Genomic DNA, 24,096 nt, shown 5'->3' on the forward strand with positions numbered 1-24,096 from the left:
CAGCATTCGTGCTGCCCGGAAGGCCCATCGCCCGATAAGCGACCCGGTGTGCAGCAGGAAACCATACATATTAGAACAAGATGTTAGAATGGCGAACTTCACATCATAGGAGAATGCACGCATGAAAGATATGACACAAGGCAGTCCGATTAAACTGATCATCATGTTCACGATCCCGCTGTTAATCGGCAATCTGTTTCAGCAATTCTACAATATGGCCGACACGCTCATTGTCGGACGCACGATCGGCGTGAACGCGCTGGCGGCCGTCGGTTCGACCGGAAGCATTATGTTTTTTATTATCGGATTTGCGCAAGGCCTGACGGCAGGCCTCTCCATCATTACCGCGCAGAGGTTCGGGGCAAAGGATATTGCTGGTGTGCGTAAAAGCGTCGGCACGAGCTTTTGGATCAGTATCGTTTTCACGATCGTCCTGACCATCCTTAGTGTCGTGTTTACGAAGCCGGCCCTCGTCATGATGAATACGCCGGTTGAAATATTGGATGATGCTTATTCGTATTTGATCGTAATCAATGCTGGCGTCGGCGCAGCGGTGTTATTCAACCTGCTGGCCAACCTGCTTCGGGCGCTCGGGGACAGCCGCACTCCGCTATTGTTTCTGGTTATCGCAAGTATTCTGAATATTGTGCTGGATCTCGTGTTTATACTCGTCTTTAAGATGGGCGTAGCGGGTGCCGGGCTAGCAACTGTCATCTCACAGCTGTTCTCCTGTCTGCTCTGCCTGATCTATATCCATAAAAAGGTTCCGTTGCTGCAGTTCAAAACGGCTGACTGGTCGATCGATTGGACGTTTATTGGCCAGCATATGCGGGTGGGTTTCCCGATGGGCTTTCAGGCATCGATCATCGCCATCGGGGCGATTATTCTTCAGATTACGCTGAACGGTCTTGGCGCACTGTCAGTTGCGGCTTACACAGCGGCTCAGAAGATCGATATGCTCGCTACCCAACCGATGAACTCCTTCGGCGTTACGATGGCAACCTTTGCGGCGCAAAATTTCGGGGCGAACCGGATCGACCGGATTCGGCTAGGCGTCAAGCAATGCATTTTGCTCTCGGGATCGTTTAGCATCCTGGTGGGGGTGCTTGTTATTGTTGCAGGTCCGGCCGCCGTCTCTTTGTTTGTCGGTCAAGGACAGGAGCAGCTGCTGGATCTCAGCGGCCAGTATTTCCTAGCGAACGGAACAACCTATTTGCTCTTATCTTTGCTGTTCATTTACCGGTTCTCGCTGCAAGGGCTTGGCCAAAGCTTCATCCCTACCGTCGCCGGCATTATGGAGCTGATCATGCGCGTCGTTGCCGCTATGTTCCTGTCGGCTCTGATCGGGTTCCCCGGGGCATGTCTCGCCAATCCGCTGGCTTGGCTGGGGGCGCTTATTCCGCTTGGAACAGCGTATTATTTAAGCATGAAGAAGCTGAGCAGACCCGCTCAGCCCGCCTCGATACCGGTTCAGACGTAACGGATGATTCGGATTATCCGGGACGCCTGGAGCATCCCTAAATAAAAATAGAACAACTCAAGCCATGAAGATTAATTCCAGCAAGGAGAGTCGGGAATGAGGACGATATTAATCATCGATGATGAGCCGAACATCCGGGAAGTTCTTGTGTCGTATCTCCAAAGAGAACAGTACCGGACGCTGGAGGCGGCAAATGCTAAGGAAGCATTGGAGCATATGCGGGACGGAAAGGTGGACCTGATCATCCTGGATTTGATGCTGCCCGACATGGACGGCGAGCAGCTCTGTGCCCACATCCGTTCATTCAGCCCGGTTCCGATCCTGATGCTGACGGCGAAATCCGCAGCAAGCAGCCGGCTCAAGGGCTTTTCCTCCGGAGCGGATGATTATGTCCTGAAGCCGTTCGATCCGAGGGAGGTTCTTGCACGAGTCAAGGCCATCTTGAGACGGTCCGGCGATGATGCCGAGCTGCTGTCAGATGTTACGGTGTATCGGCACGGGGCCCTTGTCATTCATTCGGGCAAGCACGAGGTGACCTGCCATGGACAGGCCGTGAGCTTGACGCCAAACGAATATAAACTCCTTGTACTGCTGGCGAAATATCCGGGACGTCATTTCTCCCGTGAGGAGCTTGTTGAACGGGTTCTTGGTTTTGATTATGACGGCGATATCCGCACCATAGATCAGCATGTCAAAAATCTAAGGCATAAGATCGAGCAGGATCCCAAACAACCGAGGTTTATTATAACGGTGTACGGCTTTGGCTACCGGTTCGGAGGCGAGGAATCATGAAGCGAAGGCTGGATCTGCGGCTGGCTGCCATCATTATCAGCATCACGACCGGGATCTTGATTATGTTTACCGGGATCAGCATTTTGACCAACCATTATCATATCGCGATGTATCAGCAGCAGACCGCGGAAGGGCACGGGATCGACCAGCTGAACTACCATCTGGAACAGGCTCAGATGCAGTCGATCATACTGACCTGCATACTGTCGATCGCCCTTGCCACGGTGACCGGCATTTACGTGGCAAGACGTATCTCCGCGCCGCTGGTTCAAATGAAGCAAGCGGCTGAGAGGATGACGCGAGGTGATCTGGCCACCCGAATTCATGTAGATGGCGAAGATGAGCTCGCCGGGCTTGGAGGTTCGCTTAACGAGTTGGCTTTGCAGCTTCAGAAGCAGGAGCAGCTTCGCAGAAGCATGACCCAGGATATCGCGCATGAGCTTCGTACGCCGTTAACCACGTTAAAAAGCCATACCCGTGCATTGGAAGACGGAATCTGGGAGCCGACGGCTGAACGGTTTCGCACTTGCTTGCACGAGATCGACCGGTTGATCGATCTCGTCACCGAGCTTGAGGATCTGCATGATATGGAATCGCCCGAATTCCGCCTTTGCCTAGCCAGGCAGGATATGTCGAAGCTGATGGAGCGGGCGGTGCTGCTGGTCAAGCCCATGTATCTTGAAAAACAGGTGAAGCTGAAGTATACCAGCGGACCGCCGATGCCTGCGATGGTCGATGCCGATCGAATCCACCAGGTCCTGGTGAACATGCTGAGCAATGCCCTTCGACATACCCCTATGGGGGGACGTGTGCGAGCAGAGCTTATAGCCGAGAATAAGCATGTACTGGTGCGTATCGAGGATAACGGCCAAGGCATCAATCCGGACGATTTGCCCTTTATTTTTGAAAGATTCTATCGTGGGGATAAATCAAGGAATCGGAATAGCGGCGGAAGCGGAATGGGGCTTGCCATCGTGAAGCGCCTGGTAACCGCCCACGGCGGCCAGGTATGGGCTGAGAGCCGAGGAGCGAATCACGGCAGCTGTTTCTTCATTCGATTGCCGATCGAACGCACGGGTACCGTCCCGATACAAACATAACGAACAGCAAGCGCCAGGGAAGGCGCTTGCTGTTTTTAGTTTTGACGCGATCGTGCGTATCGGACAGGCATTAAGATCAAAGCAGGAAGCAGCCGATTGGAAGCGAAGCATTGGCATTACAATTCCATGGTCGGATCAGAAGATCCGTTGCTTCCAGCCCATGAGCTTTGCGGCCGATTCCAGATAGTAGTAATCGCCGTATATCAACGACACATTGATATTTTGACCCGCGGGCTTATGGCCGGTTGCCCCTTTCAGAATGCCTTCGTACTCCGGATCGTCCCATTCGGCGTATCGTTCGGTTAATGAGTCCATGATTTTTACGGCATGTCGTATGTAAAGCGAAGCCTCGTTCTTCGGTACGAGAGCGGCGATTTCGAGCAATCCCGAGGCGGCGCAGGAGGCAGCGGAGGTGTCCGGAGGCTCGAGCTCCGTATCTGATGATGTTGAAGCCTCTACAAGCTCTGTCCGGAAATCCCAGGCAGGAACTCCCTCCTCACCGAGCGCGGCGATAAAATAATGCGCAACCCGTTTGGCAGCATCAAGGTATTTGGCGTCGCCGGTATACCGGCAAGTGTTTGCCATGCCGTGCAAAGCCCAGGCAGCCCCCCTGCTCCAAGCCGAGTCCGGTCCGAAGCCTTGGCCGCCAAGCGCACCGATATAGTCTCCCGTTACGGGATCGAAGATGCAAATATGCTTGACAGAGCCGTCGGCTCGAATGAAATGCTCGATCACTGTGTCGGCCTGCTGGGAGGCGATATGGGCGAATCTCGGATCGCCCAGCTCCTCGGATGCCCAAAAGAGAAGGGAAAGATTCATTGTGGAGTCAATAATGGACCAGCCTTCATTGCCGTGGTTCCAAGCCGTCCGATCAACCGTGTTCCAGGCCCGGATATAACGACCCGCCGGGTTGAACCTTCCTGCTAGCATCGTAGCTGCCAGTAGTCCTCTGCGCCTGGCATCCGGATCACCGGTTAATTTATGCTTAATGACCGCCGTCGGCAGAAATTGAAAGCCAACATCATGATGGAAGTTGTTCTGTGAAAAGAAAGCCTGCTCCAGCTTGACGTCCCACTCCCATGCTCGTTCCTTATACGCGGGATCCTTGGTCATATCGTACATGATCCACAGCATGCCCGGCCAGAAACCCGATGTCCACCAGTCAATGCGGGTTGAATCGTATTTGCCGTTCACTGCTGCGTGCGGGACCTTATTTGCCAGCTGGACAGCCATTCTCGACAGCTTATCCTCCAGCAGCCTCCACAGCCCCGCATGGGCATCATGCCCCGGGCTGAGGCGGCCCGCCTCCGATATTACGCGGCCCTCTGTATGATTTTCGCTCATGATTTACCTCCGTTCGGATCGTGATTGATGCGATCATAATCGCTCGGGTTTGCTTCATTGTTCCACAAGCAGCCTTCTTTTTCCATACTTCCGATCGAACTTCTAGTAAAATGACAAGCGCGTCTTATAAAAACACAAGCCCGGTGGTTTCGCCTAAAAAAAACACAAAGGAGCCGATGATCTTCCATTGCTGCATGGCTAGCCGGGCTCTTAGGATATGAGTATTCATATTCACACCATAAGCAAGGGAGGCGAATGCCGTTGCCGCAAATTACGATCAAAATGTACGAAGGGCGGTCGGATGCTCAGAAGGAAGAAATCGTCGAGGTTTTTACCAGGGAGCTGTCCCGAATTATCGAACGGGAGCCCGAGTTCATCAGCATCCGATTTGACGAGATTCCGATTGATGAGCATGCGCCGGCCAATTTGAGAAACAAGAGGTGAGGAAGGATGGCCGATCGAAATCATGCGGCTGGATTGGGGACGCTCAAGAATAAACGCAAGAACGTATTAGGCTTCATGTGGAAGTACAAGGCGCTGTACTTGATCTCGCTTCCGGGACTTTTGTTCTTCGTCCTGTTCAAATACGTGCCGCTTCTCGGCTCCGTGATCGCGTTCCAGAATTATAATCTGTTCGCAGGCGTTACGAAGAGCCCGTGGATCGGTCTGGAGCATTTTGAACGGATGTTCTCGCATTATGATTTCTTGAAAATCCTGCGCAATACGCTTTTGCTGGGAACGTACGACATCTTGTTTGCTTTTACGGCACCGATCGTACTGGCGCTGCTGTTGAACGAGGTAAGACTCGTGCTGTACAAAAAAATCATTCAGACGATTTTTTATGCGCCGCATTTTCTGTCGTGGGTAATTGTAAGCGGTATCTTCGTCGGGATTTTATCACCGAGCTCGGGAATCGTGAACGTCATTCTCGGATGGTTCGGCGTTGAGCCGATTTATTTCCTCGGCGAAGATTCCTATATCCGGACCGTGCTGGTCGGTTCAGGCTTGTGGCGGGATGTCGGGTGGGGGACAATCATCTATCTGGCTGCGCTGGCAGGCATCAACCCCGACCTGTACGAAGCCTCGAACATCGACGGGGCGGGAAGATGGCGTCAGACGCTCAGCATAACGCTGCCTGCGCTGCTTCCGGTAATTACGATTCTGTTCCTGCTGAAGATCGGCGATTTTCTGGATTACGGGTTCGAGCGCGTCTTTGTTTTTCAGAATCCGCTCAACATTCAATCCAGCGAAATTCTGGATACGTATATCTACAAGGCCGGTTTGCAGCAGCTTCAGTACAGCTACGCGACCGCGATCGGGCTGTTCAAATCCGTGGTGGGTTTGTTCCTGATCGCGATAGCCAATGCCATCAGCAAGAAAGCGACCGGCGAGTCGCTGTATTAGAGGGGGGTGACGAAGGTGAAATACGATAGTCCCGGCAGAAAGCTGTTTCTCGCAGGCAATTATATGTTCCTGACCCTTCTCGCGCTGACCATGCTGCTGCCGTTTCTTAACGTCATTGCCCAATCGTTCAGCAGTCCGGGCGCGATCGATCGGGGCGTGGTGATGTTCTGGCCGGTAGAATTTACGCTGGCGTATTATGAGCATGTGTTCCAAGATGTTTCGATCTGGCGAGCGTTCGGGATCAGCGTCTACATCACATTGCTGGGGACATTCATCAATCTGGCGGCGACCGCATCCCTTGCGTACCCGCTTTCGAGACCGGAGTACGTGGGAAGAAAGACGATCATGGTGTTCATTCTGATGACGATGATCTTTACGGCTCCACTCATTCCGCAATTTATTCTGATGCGTGAGTTGAGCCTGGTGAACACCCTCTGGTCCCTGATGCTGCCGACGGCGATAAGTGCTTTTAACCTGTTCGTGCTGCGGACCTTCTTCGCTCAAATTCCGAATGAACTGATCGATTCCTCGCGTATCGACGGGTGCAGCGAAGCTAGGACGCTGTGGAGCATCGTGCTGCCGTTATCTAAGCCGGCGCTTGCCACTGTGGGGATCTTCTACTCGGTGACCAACTGGAACAAGTATATGGATGCGCTCTACTATATCAACGACCGTGCAAAGTATCCGCTCCAGGTGAAGCTGAGGGAGCTCCTCGTTAACGAGGGGATGACGGATACGGGGAACATGGCATTTGAAGCGAGCTCCCAATCCGTGCAGGGCGTTCAGATGGCCGTCATTCTTGTCGCCACGCTGCCCATTATCCTCCTGTACCCGTTCCTGCAGCGCTTCTTCATCCATGGGATGATGATCGGTTCGATCAAAGAATGATTCTAAAAAAACGACAAACCGGGCCAAAGACATTCCTTGTGACTACCATAACGGCTCTCTATACTGAGGTTAAGTTTGAAAGCGCTATTATATAGCGGACATTCTAGCTTGAAAAGAGGGGGATTTATGAGTAAACGCTGGAGACGTGTGATCACGGCCGGACTGGTGCTTGCCATGCTGGCAGGCTGTTCAGGCAATAACGGCGGCAGTAACGGAGCCAACGGAGTGGGCGGCGAAACGCAAGGGGGTACTGATGGAGGGCCGACGAAATTCTCGATCTCCATGCGAACGCTGAACGTATCCTACGTGGAGAAGAATCCGGATATCAACAAGGACAAATACGTGCTGGAGCTGGAGAAAATGACGAACACGGACCTGGACATCCGGCTGATCCCGCATAACGAGTATCAGGATAAAATGGTCCAGATGTTCGCGACGAACGACATTCCGGATGTCGTTCAAGGTACCGGCGGGATTAGCGGTCCGGAGCTCGCGGGCGCTGTAGAGAACGGCGTGTTCCTCCCGCTGAATGATCTGCTCGAGGAGCATGGTCAGGACCTGCTTCAATTCATCCCGGAGGAGGCCTGGAAGCGGATGACCGATTCCAAGACAGGCAATATATACGGTATTCCGGAGATCCTGTCTAACCCGTCCCGGCGCGCGACATGGATTCGCACCGATCTGCTGAAGAAGGTCGGGAAGGAGGTTCCGACAACCGTTGAAGAGACGCTGGATGTGCTGCGTGCATTCAAGGAGGCGGGAGTGGAGCAGCCTTATGCCGGCCGGCAGAACTTTAAATATGCCGATACCTTCTTCGGCGCTTATGACGTGCTGGGTTATCTGAACCAGTTCAAAGTATTCCCTGACGGCAAGGTAAAGCCTAGCTTCTTCGATGAGGAGAATATGAAGAAGGCAATCCAAATCTACAAAACGATGCATGAAGAGGGATTGATCAGCAAGGAGTTCGCAACGATCGAGAGCGCGGATTTCAAATCCATCGTCACGAGCGGCAAAGCTGGCATGTGGTCCATGAATGCGAACGAACTCCCGATTTGGGGGACTCAGCTTAAAGAAAATGTGCCTGAGGCGGAGGTTGCGCTCATCCCGTCGCCTGTCGGCCCGGACGGAAAGGGCGGATATGCCCATTATAACCCGGTTACGCGGTCCTTCTTCATCAACGCAAAAGCCAAGGACAAGGCAGCGGATATCGTCAAGTTCTTCAACTGGATGGTCAGTGAAGAAGCGGAGCTGTACTTCAGCTTCGGCATTGAAGGCGAGGATTATCAAGTAACGGACGGCAAGCCGGTATTCGAGGTTCCAACGGATGCCGCCGGCGCGGATAAAATGCGGTATCTAAACTATTGGCTGTGGATGGTTCAGGATACAACCTACAACAAACGCGTATCCGAGCTGTCCGATTCCGGCAAAGCGCTGATCGATGCGTTCGATCATATGCTTGCAAGCGAAGGGCGCCGGGGAATTGAATTCGATCCGAGGCTGGAAGCCATGGTGAAATATCCGGAGCTGACTCCGAAATCCGACGAGCTGCCGCCGCTGATTCTCGAGCATGTGCTTCGAATGGTATACGGCCGGGAGCCGATCGAGGATTACGGCAAGGTGCTGGAGGAGTACCTGTCAAAGGGCGGCAGCGAGATCATCGAGGAGGCAACGAAGCGATTTAACGAAAAAGAAAACGCTTTCGAATAAGTGGAGCTTGTTTTAGTATAGGGTGGAAGATACTCCTCTGCTTATCCATTGCAGGGGAGTATCTTGCTAACCCTATACACACTCGCTAATCCGAAAGGGGAATGGGAATGTACCGCGTTCTGGTCGTTGACGATGAACCTATGATAAGAATGGGCCTTACCAAACTGATAACTCAGGCGGATCCTTCCGTGATCCTGACGGAAACCGCCGGCAACGGCATCGAGGCGCTGGAAGCGATCCAACAAGCCCGGCCGGATTTTATCTTCACGGATATCCGTATGCCGAAAATGGACGGTCTGGAGCTTAGCCGGCAGCTGCATGAGCACTATGGCGATATCACGGTTGTCGTCGTCTCCGGTTACGGGGATTTCGAGTACGCCCAGAAATGCATGTCATATGGAGTGAAGGAGTATTTGCTGAAGCCGGTTACCAAATCAGTGGTGCACCATACGATCAGCAAGCTCATGACGGAGCGGAAGGCGCTGCTTGAGAAGCAGCGGGGGTATTTTCCATTATCCAAGCTGGAAGCTTGGCTTGAGCAGTTGGAGCTCGCCGTATGGCATTTGCAAATGAACGAAATCCAGGTAAGGCTTCAAGAAATCGAGGAATACTGCCAGGAACGAAAGCTCGAATCGATTCAGCTTCAGGATTTGCTGGGTGAGCTGTATGCGAAACTAATCAAGCAGCTAAACAGCAGGGATGTATACACTTTTGAGCGAATGGCGGGATTTCTTAAGGCGGAGTCCGGCAATCCGGGGAATATGTTTCAAGCATTCCGGCAAGCCGTGGAGCAGACCGTCCAGCAGATCCGGGCAAAGCGCAAAGGCAATGCCAAAGAGCCCGTCGAGGAAGCCAAAGCTTATATCGAGCGCAATTTGTCCAAGGATCTTTCGCTAGACGAGGTGTCGGATATGCTCGGATTGAATCCGTCTTACTTCAGCCAGCTGTTCAAACAATTGACGGATGAAACCTTCGTGCACTACCGCATTAAGAAAAGGATGGAGATGGCCAAGAAGCTGCTTGCCATCCCGCATTACAAAATAACGGACATCTCGTTTGAGGTGGGCTATGCGGATCATCCCCATTTTACGAAAACCTTCAAGAAATTTACCGGATACACCCCTTCCGAATACCGGGAGCTGTTGGGGATCGAATAATGAGAAGGAGCTTGTCCCGCCAAATCTTTCTGTATTTCCTAATTGTCGTACTATTCTCCCTGACCACCGTCGGCGTGTTTTTCTACCTCAAATCGTCCGAAGCCATTGATGAACAGGTGGAGAAATATATGACGACTGTCATAACGAATGCCGCACGCCAGACGGATAGTCAGCTGCAGATGTTCGAGCGGATCAGCAATACCATTCTCCTTCAGGATTCGGTAAAAAAATTTCTGGATATGGACCCGGCCGACAGCTACGAGCATTACCGGTTCACCCATTTGATCCGAAAAGACGTATTTCAGAAAATCTTTATTCAGTATCCGACCCAAACGCATATGATGTACATCCTGGGGTACCATGGCCGATCGATCTTCGATCAGAATCAAAATTTCTCCGCCATGTCGATTGATCCGTCGGATCGGCTGCAGGAGCTGATGGAGAAGACGCCGGACAACGGCGAGATCGCCATTCTCAAGACGAGTCTGCTGGAACAAGATCGCGGCAATGTCATTACGGTCGCCCGGAAAATCCGCGGCATGAGCACGTATGACGTAAAGGGCGTTCTCGCTATCGAGTTTAATGAAAACCAGCTGTCGAGCCTATGGAATGGCGTTGATCTGGGTGAACAGGGCTTTTTCTTCATCCTTGACCGCGAGGGTGAGGTGGTCTATGCACCGGATCACGTTGATATGAACGGGATTACGGCAGGCGGCTTGCCGCAGCGCATTATTGCCGAAGGGGATAAACGCTTCATTGAACCGGTGCTTGGCGAGCGCACGATGATCATATCGAGGCAATCGGATTATTCGGGATGGAGCCTGGTCATTATGATGCCGCTGGAGGAGCTAAGGGCGCCCATTTCTAGCATCCGATCGACCACGATGATTGTTGGATTTGTCACATTGATTATAGCGCTTGTCCTGGCATACCGGTTCGGTAAATCCATCGTCGATCCGATACGGAACTTAAAGAACGGCATGCGCCAGACAGAGAAGGGAAATTGGACCCACATTACGGACGCCAAGCCGCGTGAGGATGAAATCGGAGGGCTGATCCACAGCTACAATCTGATGGTCAGCCGACTGTCGGACATGATCGAGCAGGTATACGATACCGAGCTTCACAATCAGAAAACGCAGCTGGAGCTCCAGAACATTCAGCTGGAGCGGCAGCGGGCGGAGTTCCAGGCGCTGCAGCTGCAGATCAATCCGCATTTTCTGTATAACACGCTCGAAACGATTAACTGTTATGCGATTGTGCAGGACTCCGATGAAATTTCGGAGATGGTGGAGTCGATGGCCTTCATGCTCCGATATTCGATTCAGACAAATTTGGAGGAGATCACGATTGCGAATGAGCTCAACCATGTCCGCCATTACATGATCATCCTGAAGCACCGGATCGGACGGGACTTCGAAATCGAGGTGGCAACGCCGCCGGAGCTGCTGCTGGAAAAAATGGTCCGGCTCTCCCTGCAGCCGATCGTCGAGAACATTTTTCAGCATGCGTTTCCGGAGGGGATTGAGCCGTGGCATTATATCCGAATTGACACCCGCATCGAAGGGGATCAGCTGCTGGTGATCGTGGAGGATAACGGTTCCGGCATTCCGGAGGCTAAGCTCGGCCGGCTGCGCCGGCGATTGGAGAAAAACCGTCTCATGGACGAAGATGAAGGACGGAATGCCCGCCGCAGAGGCGGGATCGGGATCGTGAATGTACATCGGCGGATACAGATGGTGTACGGCGAGGATTACGGCATCAAGATCCGCAGTCAGCCGGGATCGGGAACCAAGATCGTGATGACGATGCCGCGGATGGAACGCGTTAATGATCAGGAGAGCAGGCTGAAGCAGCTGCAAACGTGACGCTGCTTCAGAGTGGGTAACGGGAGATCAACTTGACACCAATCAGGAGGGATTCTTATGCAAATCAACTTATCGGGAAACATTGCCTTAATAACGGGCTCGAGCGGAGGCATCGGGCGGGCGGCCGCGATCATGCTGGCCCGAAGCGGCGCTAAGGTGGCGCTGAATTACTTGAACAGCAAGGAAGCGGCAGAAAGGGCGGTAATGGACATTCGGAGCAGCGGCGGCGAGGCGCATGCGTTCCGTGCGGATGTCACGCAGATCGAGCAAGTGGAGGGGCTCGTTCGCGAGGTGGAGAGCACATTCGGCGGCAGGATTACGATCTTGGTGAACAATGCGGGTCATTTGGTCCAGCGGCTCTCCAATGCCGAAATGACGGAAGAGCTGTACAACAACGTGATGAATGTCAATATGAAAAGCACGGTGTTCGTGAGTAAAGCGGTGATTCCCGGCATGAAATCGGCCGGAGGCGGCCGCATCGTAAATCTGACATCGGTGGCGGCCCATAACGGCGGCGGACCCGGAGCCAGCATTTATGCAGCCAGTAAGGCTGCCGTGATCAGCTATACCAAAGGATTGGCCAAGGAGCTTGCCGCAAGCGGCATTAACGTCAATGCCGTCTCCCCGGGCTTTATCGGACAAACCGCATTTCATGCCACGTTTACCTCGGATGAAGCACGGAAGGCAACGGTTCAAGGCATTCCGCTGGGGCGCGAAGGGACGCCGGATGACGTGGCGGGATCGATCCTGTTTCTCGTATCGGATCTGGCCTCCTACATAACGGGCGAAACAATCGAGATCAACGGCGGCATGTTTATGCGATGAGAGAGTTTATGGGAATTCAGGAAAAATCGCGGCGGTATGAATGGAGCCGGGAGACCCTCCGTCTGCTGAAGGCTGAGCTTGATGAGGTCATTGCGAGTAATCCGGAGGTACCAGAGGAGCCCGGCGGCTGGTGGCATCAATATGTGTGTCCCGTTCATCATACGGAATTGATCTTTGACCCGCTGGAAGCGAACGCACGAGTGTATGGCTGCCCGTATGGCTGCAGATGGGAGGGCGAGCCGTACCGGGGAGCGTGGTTCGTGTTTAAGCATCAGGCGATGGCCAGATATATCCTTCAAGCTGCCGCTGTTTACGCGGGTACGGGTGAGAGAGGATACAGCGAATTCGGCAAACATCTGCTCCTCCGTTATGCCAGGCAGTTTCCTTTATATCCGGTCCATCCGGATGCCCAGCCCTGGATGCTGAAAGGCAGGGCGTTCCATCAGGCCCTGACGGAAGCGATCTGGACGACAACGATTCTAAGAGGTTACCTGCTGCTTCGGGATGAAGGCATGCGCTTCGATAAAGCGGAGTCGCGGATCTTTAACGAGTTCCTTCACATGTTGGAGAGCAGCATGACGGAATACCATCGAGCGTTGACCCGGGAGCGGGGAAATCCGGAGAACAATTACACCGCTTGGCTTATCGCGGCGTTATTTTGTATATACGCGGTGCAAGGCGACAAGCTGAAAATGAGGGAGCTGATCCGCTGTGAGGGCGGGTTAAAGCACCATATGAGCATCGCGGTCCGGCCGGATCAGCTCGAGTTCGAGCGGAGCGTGTATTATCACGTTTTTGTTCTGCGGGCCTATCTCATTGCGGCCGAAATGGGCTCAAGACTTGGCGAGGATGTATATGCGTTGACTGGCGGAGATGGACAGTCCATGGAAGGTATGCTGACTGTACTTGTCCGCTTGGCAGACCGAAACGGCGTATTGCCGGCTTTGCACGACGGTCCTTATAAGCGGGTACCGTATGCCAGAGAAATCGCTGAAATTATGGAGATCGGCCTGACGGTGTATGAGAATGGGAGCTACCGCGGGCTGCTCGCCGCCGCTTATCGCGATATGAACGGCGAACAGGGGAGAATCGGCATGCTGGAGGCGCTCCTCTATGGTAAAAGCAGTTGGAACGGAACGATGGGCGGACCTGTGTCTGCAGCTTCCGCAGGGCCTGTAGTCTCTAGTATCATCCTTCCGCACAGCGGATTTGCGTTATTACGAACGGAGGCTCGGAACGGTATTCAGGCCCTTGTCGATTTTGGACCGCATGGCGGCTCACACGGCCATTTTGACAAACTAAATCTTATGGTTCATATCAACGGAGCACCTTTATCGCCGGATCGTGGGACCGTACCCTATGGCTCAAAGCTGAAAAAGGCGTGGTATCTTCATACAGCCTGCCATAATACGGTATCCATTGGAGAACGTTCTCAGCTCCCATCCAAAGGCGCATGCGTGCGCTATGAATCATCGCAAAGCTGCGCCTACGTTTGGCTCCGCACGCAAGAAGCCTATGAGCATGCCGTGCTGGATCGCCATTTACTGCTAACCGAAGGGTGGCTTCTGGATTGGTTTGAGGTGAAGACGGAGAAGCCGGAGGTAGTGGATTGGTGGTTTCATTATATTGGGAGCGGGAACTTGGTCGATGCCGGGGGCGATCATCAAACTCGCGACTCGGACGAGGAGCCGGAAGACGATGTTTGGCCGCGTCAACTCGGAACGGAAGATGGCTATGGTTACGTTTCGGCAAAGCTCACGCACAGATTGAGAATTAGGCGGAGACAGCTTGATTTGGGGATCACGAGCGAAACAGGCCTTAGCGCCTCCGTGTCCTTCGTTCCGTTTGAGGGCATGGAATGCGTGCAGGTGGAATCGCCTGGAACCGCGGATGATCCAAGCCGGAAGATGGAAGGGATTCTCTTGCGCATGAAAGGAGAGAGGTCCCGTTTTATAGCAGTATACCGAAGCGGAGATAGGCCCGTAGAGCTGCAATGGAAGGCTTCAAAGGAAGGCGGTCGGCTGACGCTGTCCGATGGCAAATCTATAAGAAGCTTCCGTATGACCAGCCAAGGACTGAAGGAGATGGTGCAATCATGAAGACCTTATTCGAACCGCACAGCGGGCGTCTGTCTGTGCCATATCAGCCGAACGAAGAGACCAGGCTGCTCGAAAATCCCCCGAGGTTCACCTGGATGCCGGGGCAGCTGGACAACGATTGCTATGTTCTGCAAACATCAATGTCGCCATCGTTCGAGCCGGGCGTGACGAGGACGTTCACGGACATCCCGTATAATCTGTATACGCCGGATCATGTGTTTGCCCCCGGTACGTATTACTGGAGATATGCACTGATGAACCAAAGTGAAGGGGAAGCTCCGACCGATGATCTGCGAGGACGAACCTCATGGAGCCGAATCCGTCGGTTTGAGGTGCCTGAGGGGCTCCCGGAAACGCCTCTGCCCGGCAGAGCCGACCGTTATCTGAACACTTCGGCGTCACATCCACGTCTGTGGTTGGATCGCAGCGGAATCACCGCATTCCGCGAGAGGCTGCAGCGCGAGGATGATGATTGCGGCTGGAAAGCTTTTTACGAGAAGTCGGTGGTACCCTGGCTGGAGAAGCCGCTCATTCCGGAGCCGAAGCCGTATCCGGATCATAAGCGGGTGGCGAGTTTATGGAGACAGATGTACATGGATTGCCAGGAGACGCTGTACGCGATTCGGCATTTGAGCGTGGCCGGCGTTATTTTGCAGGATGATCAGATCCTTGCAAAAGCGAAACAGTGGCTGCTTCATGCGGCAGGCTGGGATCAGGAGGGGACGACGTCGAGGGATTATAACGACGAGGCTGCGTTTAGAATGGTCGGTGCGCTCGCATGGGGCTATGACTGGCTGCATGACATGCTGTCTGCCGAAGAAATCAAGCTTGTCCGAAGCGCGTTACTGCGACGTACGGAGCAGGTTGCTTATCATGTAATGGAACGCTCTAAAATTCATCATGTTCCCTTCGACAGCCATGCCGTCCGCTCGCTATCGTCCGTGCTGGTACCCGCCTGTATCGCCATGCTGCATGAAGAGCCGAAGGCGCAGCAATGGCTGGATTACACGCTGGAATACTACGCCTGCTTATACTCCCCGTGGGGAGGAGAGGATGGAGGCTGGGCGGAGGGTCCGCTCTATTGGACGACCGGTATGGCCTTTGTTATCGATGCGTTGAATTTGATCCGCAATTATATATCGATCGATTTCTATAAACGTCCGTTCTTTGCGCGAACGGGAGATTTTCCGCTGTATTGCAGCAGTCCGGATACGATTCGGGCGAGCTTCGGCGACCAGTCCTATCTCGGGGAGCCGGTCAGCTTGAAAACAGCATTTAACATTCGCCAATTTGCGGGGATTACAGGTAACGGGTTGTATCAATGGTATTTTGAGCAGGTGGCAAAAGCCGACAAGGACGCCGATTCGAAATTTTACAATTATGGCTGGTGGGACTTCCGGTTCGACGATATGCTGTATCGGCATGATTACCCGCAGATCGAGGCGTTAGCCCCCGCTATAGCGGTGTGGGAATCAGAAGGTGAGGCTATAAGGCAGTCTGAAGCGGAGGTTATCGAAGAGCCAGAGAGGTGGAGCAAGGGAAACAATTCTGAAAAGTGGACGACCGAGGATTCAGTCAGCGGCACGGGTACGATTCGCGCCGTCAAATGGTTCCGCGACATCGGATGGGTTGCCATGCATCACCGCATGGATGATCCGGATGAGCATATTATGCTGCTGGCAAAAAGCAGTCCGTACGGCTCGATCAGTCACAGCCATGGCGACCAGAACGGATTTCTGCTGCATGCCTTCGGCGAGCCGCTGGCGATCGAAAGCGGGTATTACATTGCTTACGGCAGCACGATGCATATGAATTGGCGGCGGCAAACCCGCTCCACGAACAACATCCTGATCGATGGACATGGCCAGTATGCGGGCAAGGATAAGGTGCGCTGTATCGAGGCGAGCGGCAAGGTAGAAGAGGTCCAATCCTCACAAGGAGTCGGATATGCGCGTATGAACGCGACAGACGCTTACTTCGAGCATGTTCCTTACCTGGAGAGGTATGTGCGGGAAATCTTCTTTTATGACGAATCTTATTTCGTCATTGTCGATACGGTGGACTTGGCTAAGCCGGCCCGCGTCGAGTGGCTCTTCCATACGCTGCATCGAATGAAGCTTTCGGGTCAGACCTTCAGAGTCGCGGGAATCAAGGCGGAAATGGAAGGCCGGTTCGTTTACAGTTCATCCGGCGATCTAACACTGTCGCAGCATAATCAATTTACCGGCGTTGATCCGGAGGAGATTAAAGAGCTGGACCCGCAATGGCATTTGCATGCCGAAACGAATGTGGCGAGGAGTCACCGGATTGTAACTTTGCTCGTTCCCATGAAAAAGGACGAGAACAAGTACGTCTCCTATTTTCTTGATGATCAGGATCACGGCGTTCATCTCTATTTCACGAACGGGGACGGGAAGACAAGAAGCGTAGAGGTCCCAAAAGCATACTGATTTAACCACGGGGCAAGTGTAGGGCGGCTCGGAGGTGGTCAAAGATTGGGCGGACATCTTGAAAGGTCGACCCGAGGCTGAAGTGAGATTGAACAGATAACTAGTATTCTGGTGATTCGGTAATTGGAATCGAGTGAGCGATGAGTTTTCTTACCGCGTGCCTCTCCCGACGCGCGGTGTAATGATGACTGCTGCACGATGATCAGCGTCGAAGCTCGGACGACAAGCCATGCACGATGGTTTGGTGATTCGGTAACTGAAATAAGTGAGCGGAGAGTCGGTGGTTGTGTACAAGTGAACAGGATATTGGCAGCCTGCAGGTATGGGCCGGCGGATCGGCAATGCGGTTGTCACGAGGGCTAGTGTACGCAATAGTAATCTGGCGACTCGGCGGTTCAAGTATCGGTTCACCCGAGTGCTTGGATACAGGTGTACAGTGCGGGTAGAAGACTGATAGCCGGTTAGTTGGTGGCTGGTGGATCAGTAATATTCGGTGTCGGAGTGCGAGTGGTCTGCACAAATTCCTCATTCGATAGTAGGATGAGATTCATGGATGGAGCGTACATGTTGTAACAAAGGCTCGATGGGCAGCGAAGCGGCTGTTCCAGCGAGCCTTTGTGCGTGTAAAAGAGTAGGCTCTATTGGCGAAACTTTGCGGCGATGTGGTGAAAAGGGACTTGTCCAGGCGATAAGTAGTCCAGGCTCTCAGCAAGTCCCGAAAAGGGACTTGTGAGCGCGAAAAGCAGCTCCTCGCCCTCAGCAAGTCCCGAAAAGGGACTAGTGAGCGCGAAAAGCAGCTCCGCGCCCGCAGCAAGTCCCGAAAAGGGACTAGTGAGCGCGAAAAGCAGCTCCGCGCCCGCAGCAAGTCCCGAAAAGGGACTAGTGAGCGCGAAAAGCAGCTCCGCGCCCTCAGCAAGTCCCGAAAAGGGACTAGTGAGTGCGAAAAGCAGCTCCGCGCCCGCAGCAAGTCCCGAAAAGGGACTAGTGAGCGCGAAAAGCAGCTCCGCGCCCGCAGCAAGTCCCGAAAAGGGACTAGTGAGCGCGAAAAGCAGCCCCGCGCCCGCAGCAAGTCCCGAAAAGGGACTAGTGAGCGCGAAAAGCAGCTCCGCGCCCTCAGCAAGTCCCGAAAAGGGACTGGTGAGCGCGAAAAGCAGCTCCGCGCCCGCAGCAAGTCCCGAAAAGGGACTAGTGAGCGCCCAAAAGTAACTCCCGAGCATTGCCCTCCAAAGTTACCCCCAAAAGTCCCCCTCCAAATGCCCAGCATCCCACTTATTCCGCTGCAGACCTGGACTGAGAGGGGGTCATCCCCTTGTACTGTTTATACAGCTTCGTAAAATAATTCGGATTGCTGCAGCCGACAATCCCGGCAATTTCCGTGATGGTTAAGGTGCGCTCGCGAAGCAGCTTCTCAGCCTCGTTCATCCGGGTGAGGTTGACGAAGTCAACGAAGGTCCGGCCGGTAAGCCTTTTAAACATTTTGCAGAAATGGAAGGGATTCAAGCCAACCTGCGCGGCCGCCTCCTCCACGGAGATTTTCTCGCCGATTTCGGTTTCGATCCGGCTGATCAGCTGCTTGAAACGCTCACGATTGGCAAAATACGTCTCCGCTGGCTTCTCCGCCAGATGAGAGGGCAGAAAGGCTCTTGCAAGCTCTACGAAAAGGGTATAAAGCTTGGTTTTGGCTATCAACTGGTACGCGGGAGGACGTGAGCTTAACTCGTCGATGATTTCTTCGATCAGTCTACCGTAGTCATGGATCACCGGATTGGCCTCGGACGGCTTAATAGGGAATCTCAGCTTTCCTTCGAGATACGGGGCTACATAGCGGGTATGGAGCGGGTCATGGATGAAGTCGTTGAACAGCGACCCGTTGACAACGATACAATCAAATCGAACATCCCCATCCTCGCTTGCATAGCCGACATGGAGGCAACCGCCAGGAATTATCATGACATCGCCGGGCTTCATTGCATACGGCGCCGTGTCGATATGAAAGACGGCATGCCCCTCCCGCATGCGAATGATTTCGAAGTGCTCGTGCCAATGAAGATACAGGATGCAGTCTCTACTTCGCGCGTTCGGACTAAAGTTGCGGAAGACCTGTACCGGGTAGGCCTTATAATCAAGCCTGGTGTTTTCGTGCAGCTCTTTCGGATTGGACATGGGCTCACCTCAAACCGCAAGATCAGAGTGGTAATGCACAAGGTTATATAGAGATTAACAAAAAATCTGCTTATATAATGAAGTTGCTTCATTTACAGTAAGCCAATATTCGAATGATTTCAACCGGGTGCTTATCTTAATGAGAAGTCGACTAAGGCGGACAGATTGTCCGATCTTCTCTGCCCGGCGATGCAATGGAGCACCTAAAAATCTGATGTGGGGAGCATAAGATCATGACCAAGCCATTTAAAGTCGTTGTTGCCGGATGCGGCCATATGTCGAATACATGGGTGGACTATGCAAAAGGAAGAGCAGATACGGAAATCGTAGGTTTGGTGGATATCCAGGAATCATTCGCCGTTGCCATGGCAGACCGCCACGGCCTGGTATGTCCCGTATTTACCGATGTCACCGACGCGATCCAATCGACCGGAGCCAATGTAGTATTTGACGTAACCGTCCCTGCCAGCCACTATGCAATCAGCACGGCTGCCCTTAAGCATGGATGTCATGTTTTTAGTGAAAAACCGCTCGCTGAATCCATGCCGGAATGTCTGGAAATCGTGCGTCTAGCTCAAGAAACCGGGAGGACGCATGCCGTCATGCAAAATCGCCGCTTTGATCCGCGCATACGGGCATTTAAAGAGCTGATTGACAGCGGTTCCATCGGAAAGCCGGGTTTTATGGCAGCCGATTTTTTCCTAGGGCCGCATTTCGGCGGATTTCGGGATGTCATGGATAGCCCGCTGCTGCTGGATATGGCGATCCACACGTTCGACCAAGCACGCTTGATCAGCGGAGCGGACCCGGTATCCGTATACTGTCACGAATTTAACCCGCCGGGGTCCTGGTATGCCGGCAATGCAATGGCCGTGTGCATCTATGAGATGTCGGATGGTTCGGTGTTCAACTACCGCGGCTCATGGTGCGCGGAAGGGGTTCAGACCTCATGGGAAGCTGCATGGAGGGTGACGGGAGAGAGGGGCACCGCCATCTGGGACGGACATGACGAGATTTATGCGGAGGTTGTCGCCCCTAGTGATCAGACAGGCCAGTTTATCCGGAAATATGAGCGCATAAATGGAGTGCTCCCGGACATGGCGAAGATCGGTCATCATGGATGCCTTGAGCATATGTTCGATTCCCTGCTGAACGGGACGAAGCCGGAGACCGATTGCAGCGATAATATTTACAGCATGGCTATGGTGCTCGCCGCCCTGGAAAGCGCTAAGACGGGCCGTAAAGTGATGATTTCGGATGTGCTGGGAGCTTAATGAATCGCTGAGGAGGAATCATATTGATCAGGCTATTCAATACACATCAAATCCGTAAGATCGAGGAGCTGGAGGGGATGTGGGATTTCGCGCCTGCAGCCGCTCTAGGGGAACCCCCTGAAGCATTTCCATACAAGCTGCCCGTTCCCGGCTGCTGGGAATTGCATCCCCAATTCGGAACCTACAGGGGGACGGGGGTCTACAGAAAACGGATCAAGTTAACAGAGAAGACCCATTTACGTTTGGTTTTTAAAGGAATCAGCCACACGGCTCAAGTGTACTTTGATGGGCTACTGGTTGCCCGTCATTACAATGCGTATACCGCATTCGATGCAGTCATCCCTGATGTGGAGCCAGGGGAGCACGAGCTTCTGGTCTACTCAGACAATGCTTTCAGCGAGGCCTCCGCGCTTCACGTCCCGAACGACTACTATACGTACGGAGGAATCATCCGGCCGGTCGTGCTTGAAGAGATCGGTGATCTGTACATCGAGAACGTCATGTTCACTCCTCACAGAGAGCAAGGCAGCTGGCAAGGGCAATGGAAGGTGATCATACGCAATATCGGTCAAGTGACCAAGAAGGCTGATGTCCAGGGAAGACTGGCAGGTTCAAATTTGCCGCTGGGCAGCTGTGTGGTCGGTCCTGGCGAACGTGGAGAACTAATTGTGACGTTGCCATACCCGGATGTACAGGAGTGGTCGCTGGAGCAGCCGAATCTATACGAGCTTCGAGCTGTCCTAACGGTGGACGAATCCGACTGCGACGATTGGATCGACCGGATCGGGTTCAGAGAAATAACAACCTGTAATGGAAAACTGCTACTGAACGGCCGTGAGCTTGTGCTCAAAGGCGTGAACCGGCATGAGGACCATGCGCTGGCAGGAGCAGCGTTTCCGCTGCAGCTGATGGCAAAGGACCTTGAGCTTATCGTTGATCTGGGGTGCAATGCAGTTCGAACAAGCCATTATCCGTATGATGAACGTTTTCTGGATATGTGCGATGAACGAGGTATAGCGGTGTGGGAGGAGAACCATGCCCGGGGATTAAGCCTGGAGCAGATGATGAATCCGAATTTTGCTTGGCAGAGCGAGCAGGTCACCCGGGAGATGGTGGAGCAGCACTTCAATCATCCTTCCATTCTGATCTGGGCGGTCCTGAATGAATGCGCCAGCGATACCAAGGAAGGCAGGGTGCATTACGAGAAACAGCTGACTCTAATAAAAGAGCTGGATTCCAGCCGCCCCCGTTCCTTTGCGTCTCATCATCGGGACCGGGAGCTATGTTTTGATTTGGCGGATATCGTGTCATTTAATCTGTATCCTGGATGGTATACAGATGAAGATCCCGGCGAACTGGCGGATCAGGCAAGGGCTTGGGCCGATGCGCTCGGCGGGAGAGGAAAACCGATGATACTGAGCGAATTCGGGGCGGACGGCTTCTATGGCTTTCGAAGTCCGAATCGGGAGAAGGGCTCCGAGGAGCGGCAGGCTGATATTTTGCGCAGCAACCTCGAGGCGTACATACGACGTGACTACATTTCCGGTATGTTCATCTGGCAATTCAGCGACTGCCGGGTCACGGAAGGGCTGGGGTGGCTGCTATCCCGCTCATGCACCCGAAACAGCAAAGGCCTGGTCGACGAGTATCGTCGCCCGAAGCTTGCATATGAAACGGTAAGGGAGGTACTTAGAGAGAATTAAATATTTGACTGAGTGGTACACAAACCCTATAATCGAATCAACAAAACGATTTCATTATAGAGGGATGAGTGTTATGAGCACGAACGGAAGACCCCGCGAATTCAAGGATGAAGCGGTGATTGATGCGGCGATGGAGGTATTTTGGGAAAAAGGGTACGAAGCGAGCTCCACCCAAGAGCTGTGCGAGCGGACGGGGCTGGGCAAGGGAAGCCTCTACAATGCTTTCGGCAGCAAGCACGAGCTGTTCGAGCAGGTGCTTCGGCGATACAGTCAAATCGGTCTGGATCGCTCCATCGAGATCCTTGGCCGTCCCATTCCGGTGAAGGAGCGGCTGCGGGCGCTGTTCATATGGGCGATCGATATGGACTTTGCGGATCCGAATCACCGGGGATGCCTGGCTGTCAATGTCAGCATGGAGCGGGCCGGCCGGGATCCGATGGTCGAGCGGACCTTCGGCGAATATCTCCAGACGCTTGAGGAGCACATCATCGCAGCCATTGAGGATGGCATTCAGTCCGGTGAAATCAGCCACAAGCATTCGGCATTTCAGCTGGCACAGCTTTTTCTAAGCAGCTATTACGGTCTTCGGGTCCTTAACTCCGCCACCTTGAATCGCGACCGTGCCCTTCAAATCGTCGAGAGCACGCTGGATGTCATGTTTTAAATGTATGAATCTTTCAATATATAGCGAAGCAGGGAGCGGCTGAAATCGCAGGATTTCAAAAGCCGTTCCCTGTGCTGTTATCGATATGCAATTAAGAATGAACAAGCATTTTCTCAACAAAACGGGTATCTTCCATTAACGGCCTCCCGACAGCGATTACATCCGCTAATTGATCTACTAGAATGAAATTGGCGAAAGCTTGCGTGCGAATATTCCCGACTGCAATCACTGGAACGTTTACATACTGCTTAATCACCGATGCATATGGCAATTGGTAACCTTCCGGCGTCGCTAATGGAGCGTTCGGCACCAGCCCTCCCGAGGAAACATGCACGGCATCTATTTTGGATTCCAGGTACGTCAATGCCGTCGCCACTTCAACCGGCGTGAGTCCACCTTCCGCAAAATCGGATGCGGATACTCGCAGCTGCACCGGATACTCGGACCCTACTTCGGCGCGGATCGCCTCCAGCACCTCGATAATTAGGCGAAGCCTGTTCTCCAGACTGCCTCCGTAATGATCCTCTCTCATGTTCGATAACGGGGAAAGGAATTGATGCAGGAGGTGTCCATGGGCGGCATGAAGCTCGATTCCGTCAAAACCGGCCTCCAAGCTTCTTCGGGCTGCCAGCCGGTATCGCTCGATTTCCGTCCTAATATCGTCCAAGCTCATCGCCAAGGGGATGCCATATTCATCGTCATAGGCGATAGCGCTTGGCCCCATCAGCTTATTCGTTAGAGATGGCCAGGACTTCCGGCCGCCATGCGTTAATTGAATAAAGACGGGGGTGCCTTTCTGGTGAACCGCGTTCACGATCCGCCGAAGGGGGTCAACGTGCCGGTCAGTGAAGATGCCGATATCGTCAGGAAAAAGACGGCCGTTCGGCGATACGCCGGTCGACTCGATGATGACGAGGCTGACATCCTCGGCGCGGGCAGCGTAGTGTTTTACGTGATAATCGGTCGCATAGGCTTCAGTGGTGCCTTGGTTTTGCTGCATCGGCGCCATGATGATTCGATTCCTTAGCGTTAAGCTTCCAATCTGTATGGGATCATGTACATTTGTACTCATATTCGTATTCCTCCTTAAGTATGGATATGGATTGAATAATGTTCTTGTGGATTCATTGTACGTTTAAAGCGAATATATTTACATAAGGAATTCAAGGCATCCGGAG

At 53.2% G+C, this 24,096-nt stretch carries 18 protein-coding genes; 15 read left to right on the forward strand and 3 right to left on the reverse strand.

The features are described 5' to 3' along the window. Positions 1–121 precede the first annotated feature (121 nt). From NSQ46_RS13920 to NSQ46_RS13930, 3 genes are all read left to right on the forward strand, one after another. Positions 122–1,480, forward strand: a complete 1,359-nt coding sequence (locus NSQ46_RS13920; protein ID WP_213615483.1) for an MATE family efflux transporter — start codon at positions 122–124, stop codon at positions 1,478–1,480. Between the two features lie 96 nt (positions 1,481–1,576). Beyond that, positions 1,577–2,272 carry a response regulator transcription factor gene (locus NSQ46_RS13925; RefSeq protein WP_007130113.1) on the forward strand — a complete coding sequence of 232 codons (696 nt, stop codon included), beginning with the start codon at positions 1,577–1,579 and terminating at the stop codon, positions 2,270–2,272. Further along, positions 2,269–3,372: an ATP-binding protein gene (locus tag NSQ46_RS13930; RefSeq protein ID WP_007130112.1), complete on the forward strand. Its 1,104-nt coding sequence runs from the start codon at positions 2,269–2,271 to the stop codon at positions 3,370–3,372. The genes NSQ46_RS13925 and NSQ46_RS13930 overlap by 4 nt, the downstream gene beginning before the upstream one ends. Positions 3,373–3,507: 135 nt before the next feature. Here the strand turns inward: NSQ46_RS13930 and NSQ46_RS13935 are convergent, their stop codons facing one another. Continuing rightward, on the reverse strand, positions 3,508–4,605 hold the full coding sequence (locus tag NSQ46_RS13935) for a glycoside hydrolase family 88 protein (RefSeq protein ID WP_232239450.1): 1,098 nt from the start codon (positions 4,603–4,605) through the stop codon (positions 3,508–3,510). A 372-nt stretch (positions 4,606–4,977) separates the two neighbouring features. Between NSQ46_RS13935 and NSQ46_RS13940 the strand changes: the two genes are divergently transcribed. The 9 genes from NSQ46_RS13940 (at position 4,978) to NSQ46_RS13980 (ending at position 17,114) form a co-directional block, all read left to right on the forward strand. Further along, positions 4,978–5,160, forward strand: coding sequence for a tautomerase family protein (locus NSQ46_RS13940; protein WP_028407270.1), 183 nt, complete (start codon positions 4,978–4,980; stop codon positions 5,158–5,160). A 6-nt stretch (positions 5,161–5,166) separates the two neighbouring features. Next, positions 5,167–6,120, forward strand: coding sequence for an ABC transporter permease subunit (locus NSQ46_RS13945; RefSeq protein WP_007130109.1), 954 nt, complete (start codon positions 5,167–5,169; stop codon positions 6,118–6,120). Between the two features lie 15 nt (positions 6,121–6,135). Then, complete coding sequence (locus NSQ46_RS13950; protein ID WP_007130108.1) at positions 6,136–7,008, forward strand: carbohydrate ABC transporter permease; 873 nt, start codon at positions 6,136–6,138, stop codon at positions 7,006–7,008. A 126-nt stretch (positions 7,009–7,134) separates the two neighbouring features. Continuing rightward, the gene (locus NSQ46_RS13955) at positions 7,135–8,715 is read left to right on the forward strand and encodes an extracellular solute-binding protein (RefSeq protein ID WP_007130107.1); all 1,581 of its coding nucleotides are present in this window, start codon (positions 7,135–7,137) and stop codon (positions 8,713–8,715) included. Between the two features lie 107 nt (positions 8,716–8,822). Further along, on the forward strand, positions 8,823–9,872 hold the full coding sequence (locus NSQ46_RS13960) for a response regulator (protein ID WP_007130106.1): 1,050 nt from the start codon (positions 8,823–8,825) through the stop codon (positions 9,870–9,872). Next, on the forward strand, positions 9,869–11,740 hold the full coding sequence (locus NSQ46_RS13965; protein WP_028407272.1) for a histidine kinase: 1,872 nt from the start codon (positions 9,869–9,871) through the stop codon (positions 11,738–11,740). Before NSQ46_RS13960 ends, NSQ46_RS13965 begins: the two co-directional genes overlap by 4 nt. Positions 11,741–11,797: 57 nt before the next feature. Further along, positions 11,798–12,565, forward strand: coding sequence for a 3-oxoacyl-ACP reductase family protein (locus NSQ46_RS13970; protein WP_007130104.1), 768 nt, complete (start codon positions 11,798–11,800; stop codon positions 12,563–12,565). 8 nt (positions 12,566–12,573) lie between these two features. Continuing rightward, complete coding sequence (locus NSQ46_RS13975) at positions 12,574–14,664, forward strand: heparinase II/III family protein (RefSeq protein ID WP_028407273.1); 2,091 nt, start codon at positions 12,574–12,576, stop codon at positions 14,662–14,664. Then, positions 14,661–17,114, forward strand: coding sequence for a DUF4962 domain-containing protein (locus tag NSQ46_RS13980; protein WP_342576878.1), 2,454 nt, complete (start codon positions 14,661–14,663; stop codon positions 17,112–17,114). Before NSQ46_RS13975 ends, NSQ46_RS13980 begins: the two co-directional genes overlap by 4 nt. A gap of 1,269 nt (positions 17,115–18,383) precedes the next feature. Here NSQ46_RS13980 and NSQ46_RS13985 read toward each other — a convergent pair. After that, complete coding sequence (locus tag NSQ46_RS13985) at positions 18,384–19,277, reverse strand: AraC family transcriptional regulator (protein WP_028407275.1); 894 nt, start codon at positions 19,275–19,277, stop codon at positions 18,384–18,386. Between the two features lie 233 nt (positions 19,278–19,510). On the opposite strand from NSQ46_RS13985, the gene NSQ46_RS13990 reads away from it, so the two are divergent. From NSQ46_RS13990 to NSQ46_RS14000, 3 genes are all read left to right on the forward strand, one after another. Next, a complete protein-coding gene (locus tag NSQ46_RS13990; RefSeq protein ID WP_007130098.1) occupies positions 19,511–20,551 on the forward strand; it encodes a Gfo/Idh/MocA family oxidoreductase in 1,041 nt (346 codons plus the stop codon). A gap of 23 nt (positions 20,552–20,574) precedes the next feature. Next, on the forward strand, positions 20,575–22,254 hold the full coding sequence (locus NSQ46_RS13995; RefSeq protein ID WP_007130097.1) for a glycoside hydrolase family 2 TIM barrel-domain containing protein: 1,680 nt from the start codon (positions 20,575–20,577) through the stop codon (positions 22,252–22,254). Positions 22,255–22,327: 73 nt separating this feature from the next. After that, positions 22,328–22,918, forward strand: a complete 591-nt coding sequence (locus tag NSQ46_RS14000) for a TetR/AcrR family transcriptional regulator (RefSeq protein ID WP_007130096.1) — start codon at positions 22,328–22,330, stop codon at positions 22,916–22,918. Positions 22,919–23,009: 91 nt separating this feature from the next. Here NSQ46_RS14000 and NSQ46_RS14005 read toward each other — a convergent pair whose 3' ends face one another. Further along, positions 23,010–23,990, reverse strand: a complete 981-nt coding sequence (locus NSQ46_RS14005; protein WP_007130095.1) for an NADH:flavin oxidoreductase — start codon at positions 23,988–23,990, stop codon at positions 23,010–23,012. Between the last annotated feature and the right edge of the window lie 106 nt (positions 23,991–24,096).

The organism is Paenibacillus sp. FSL M8-0142 (genome assembly GCF_038597315.1).
GTDB classification, from domain to species: domain Bacteria; phylum Bacillota; class Bacilli; order Paenibacillales; family Paenibacillaceae; genus Paenibacillus_AQ; species Paenibacillus_AQ lactis.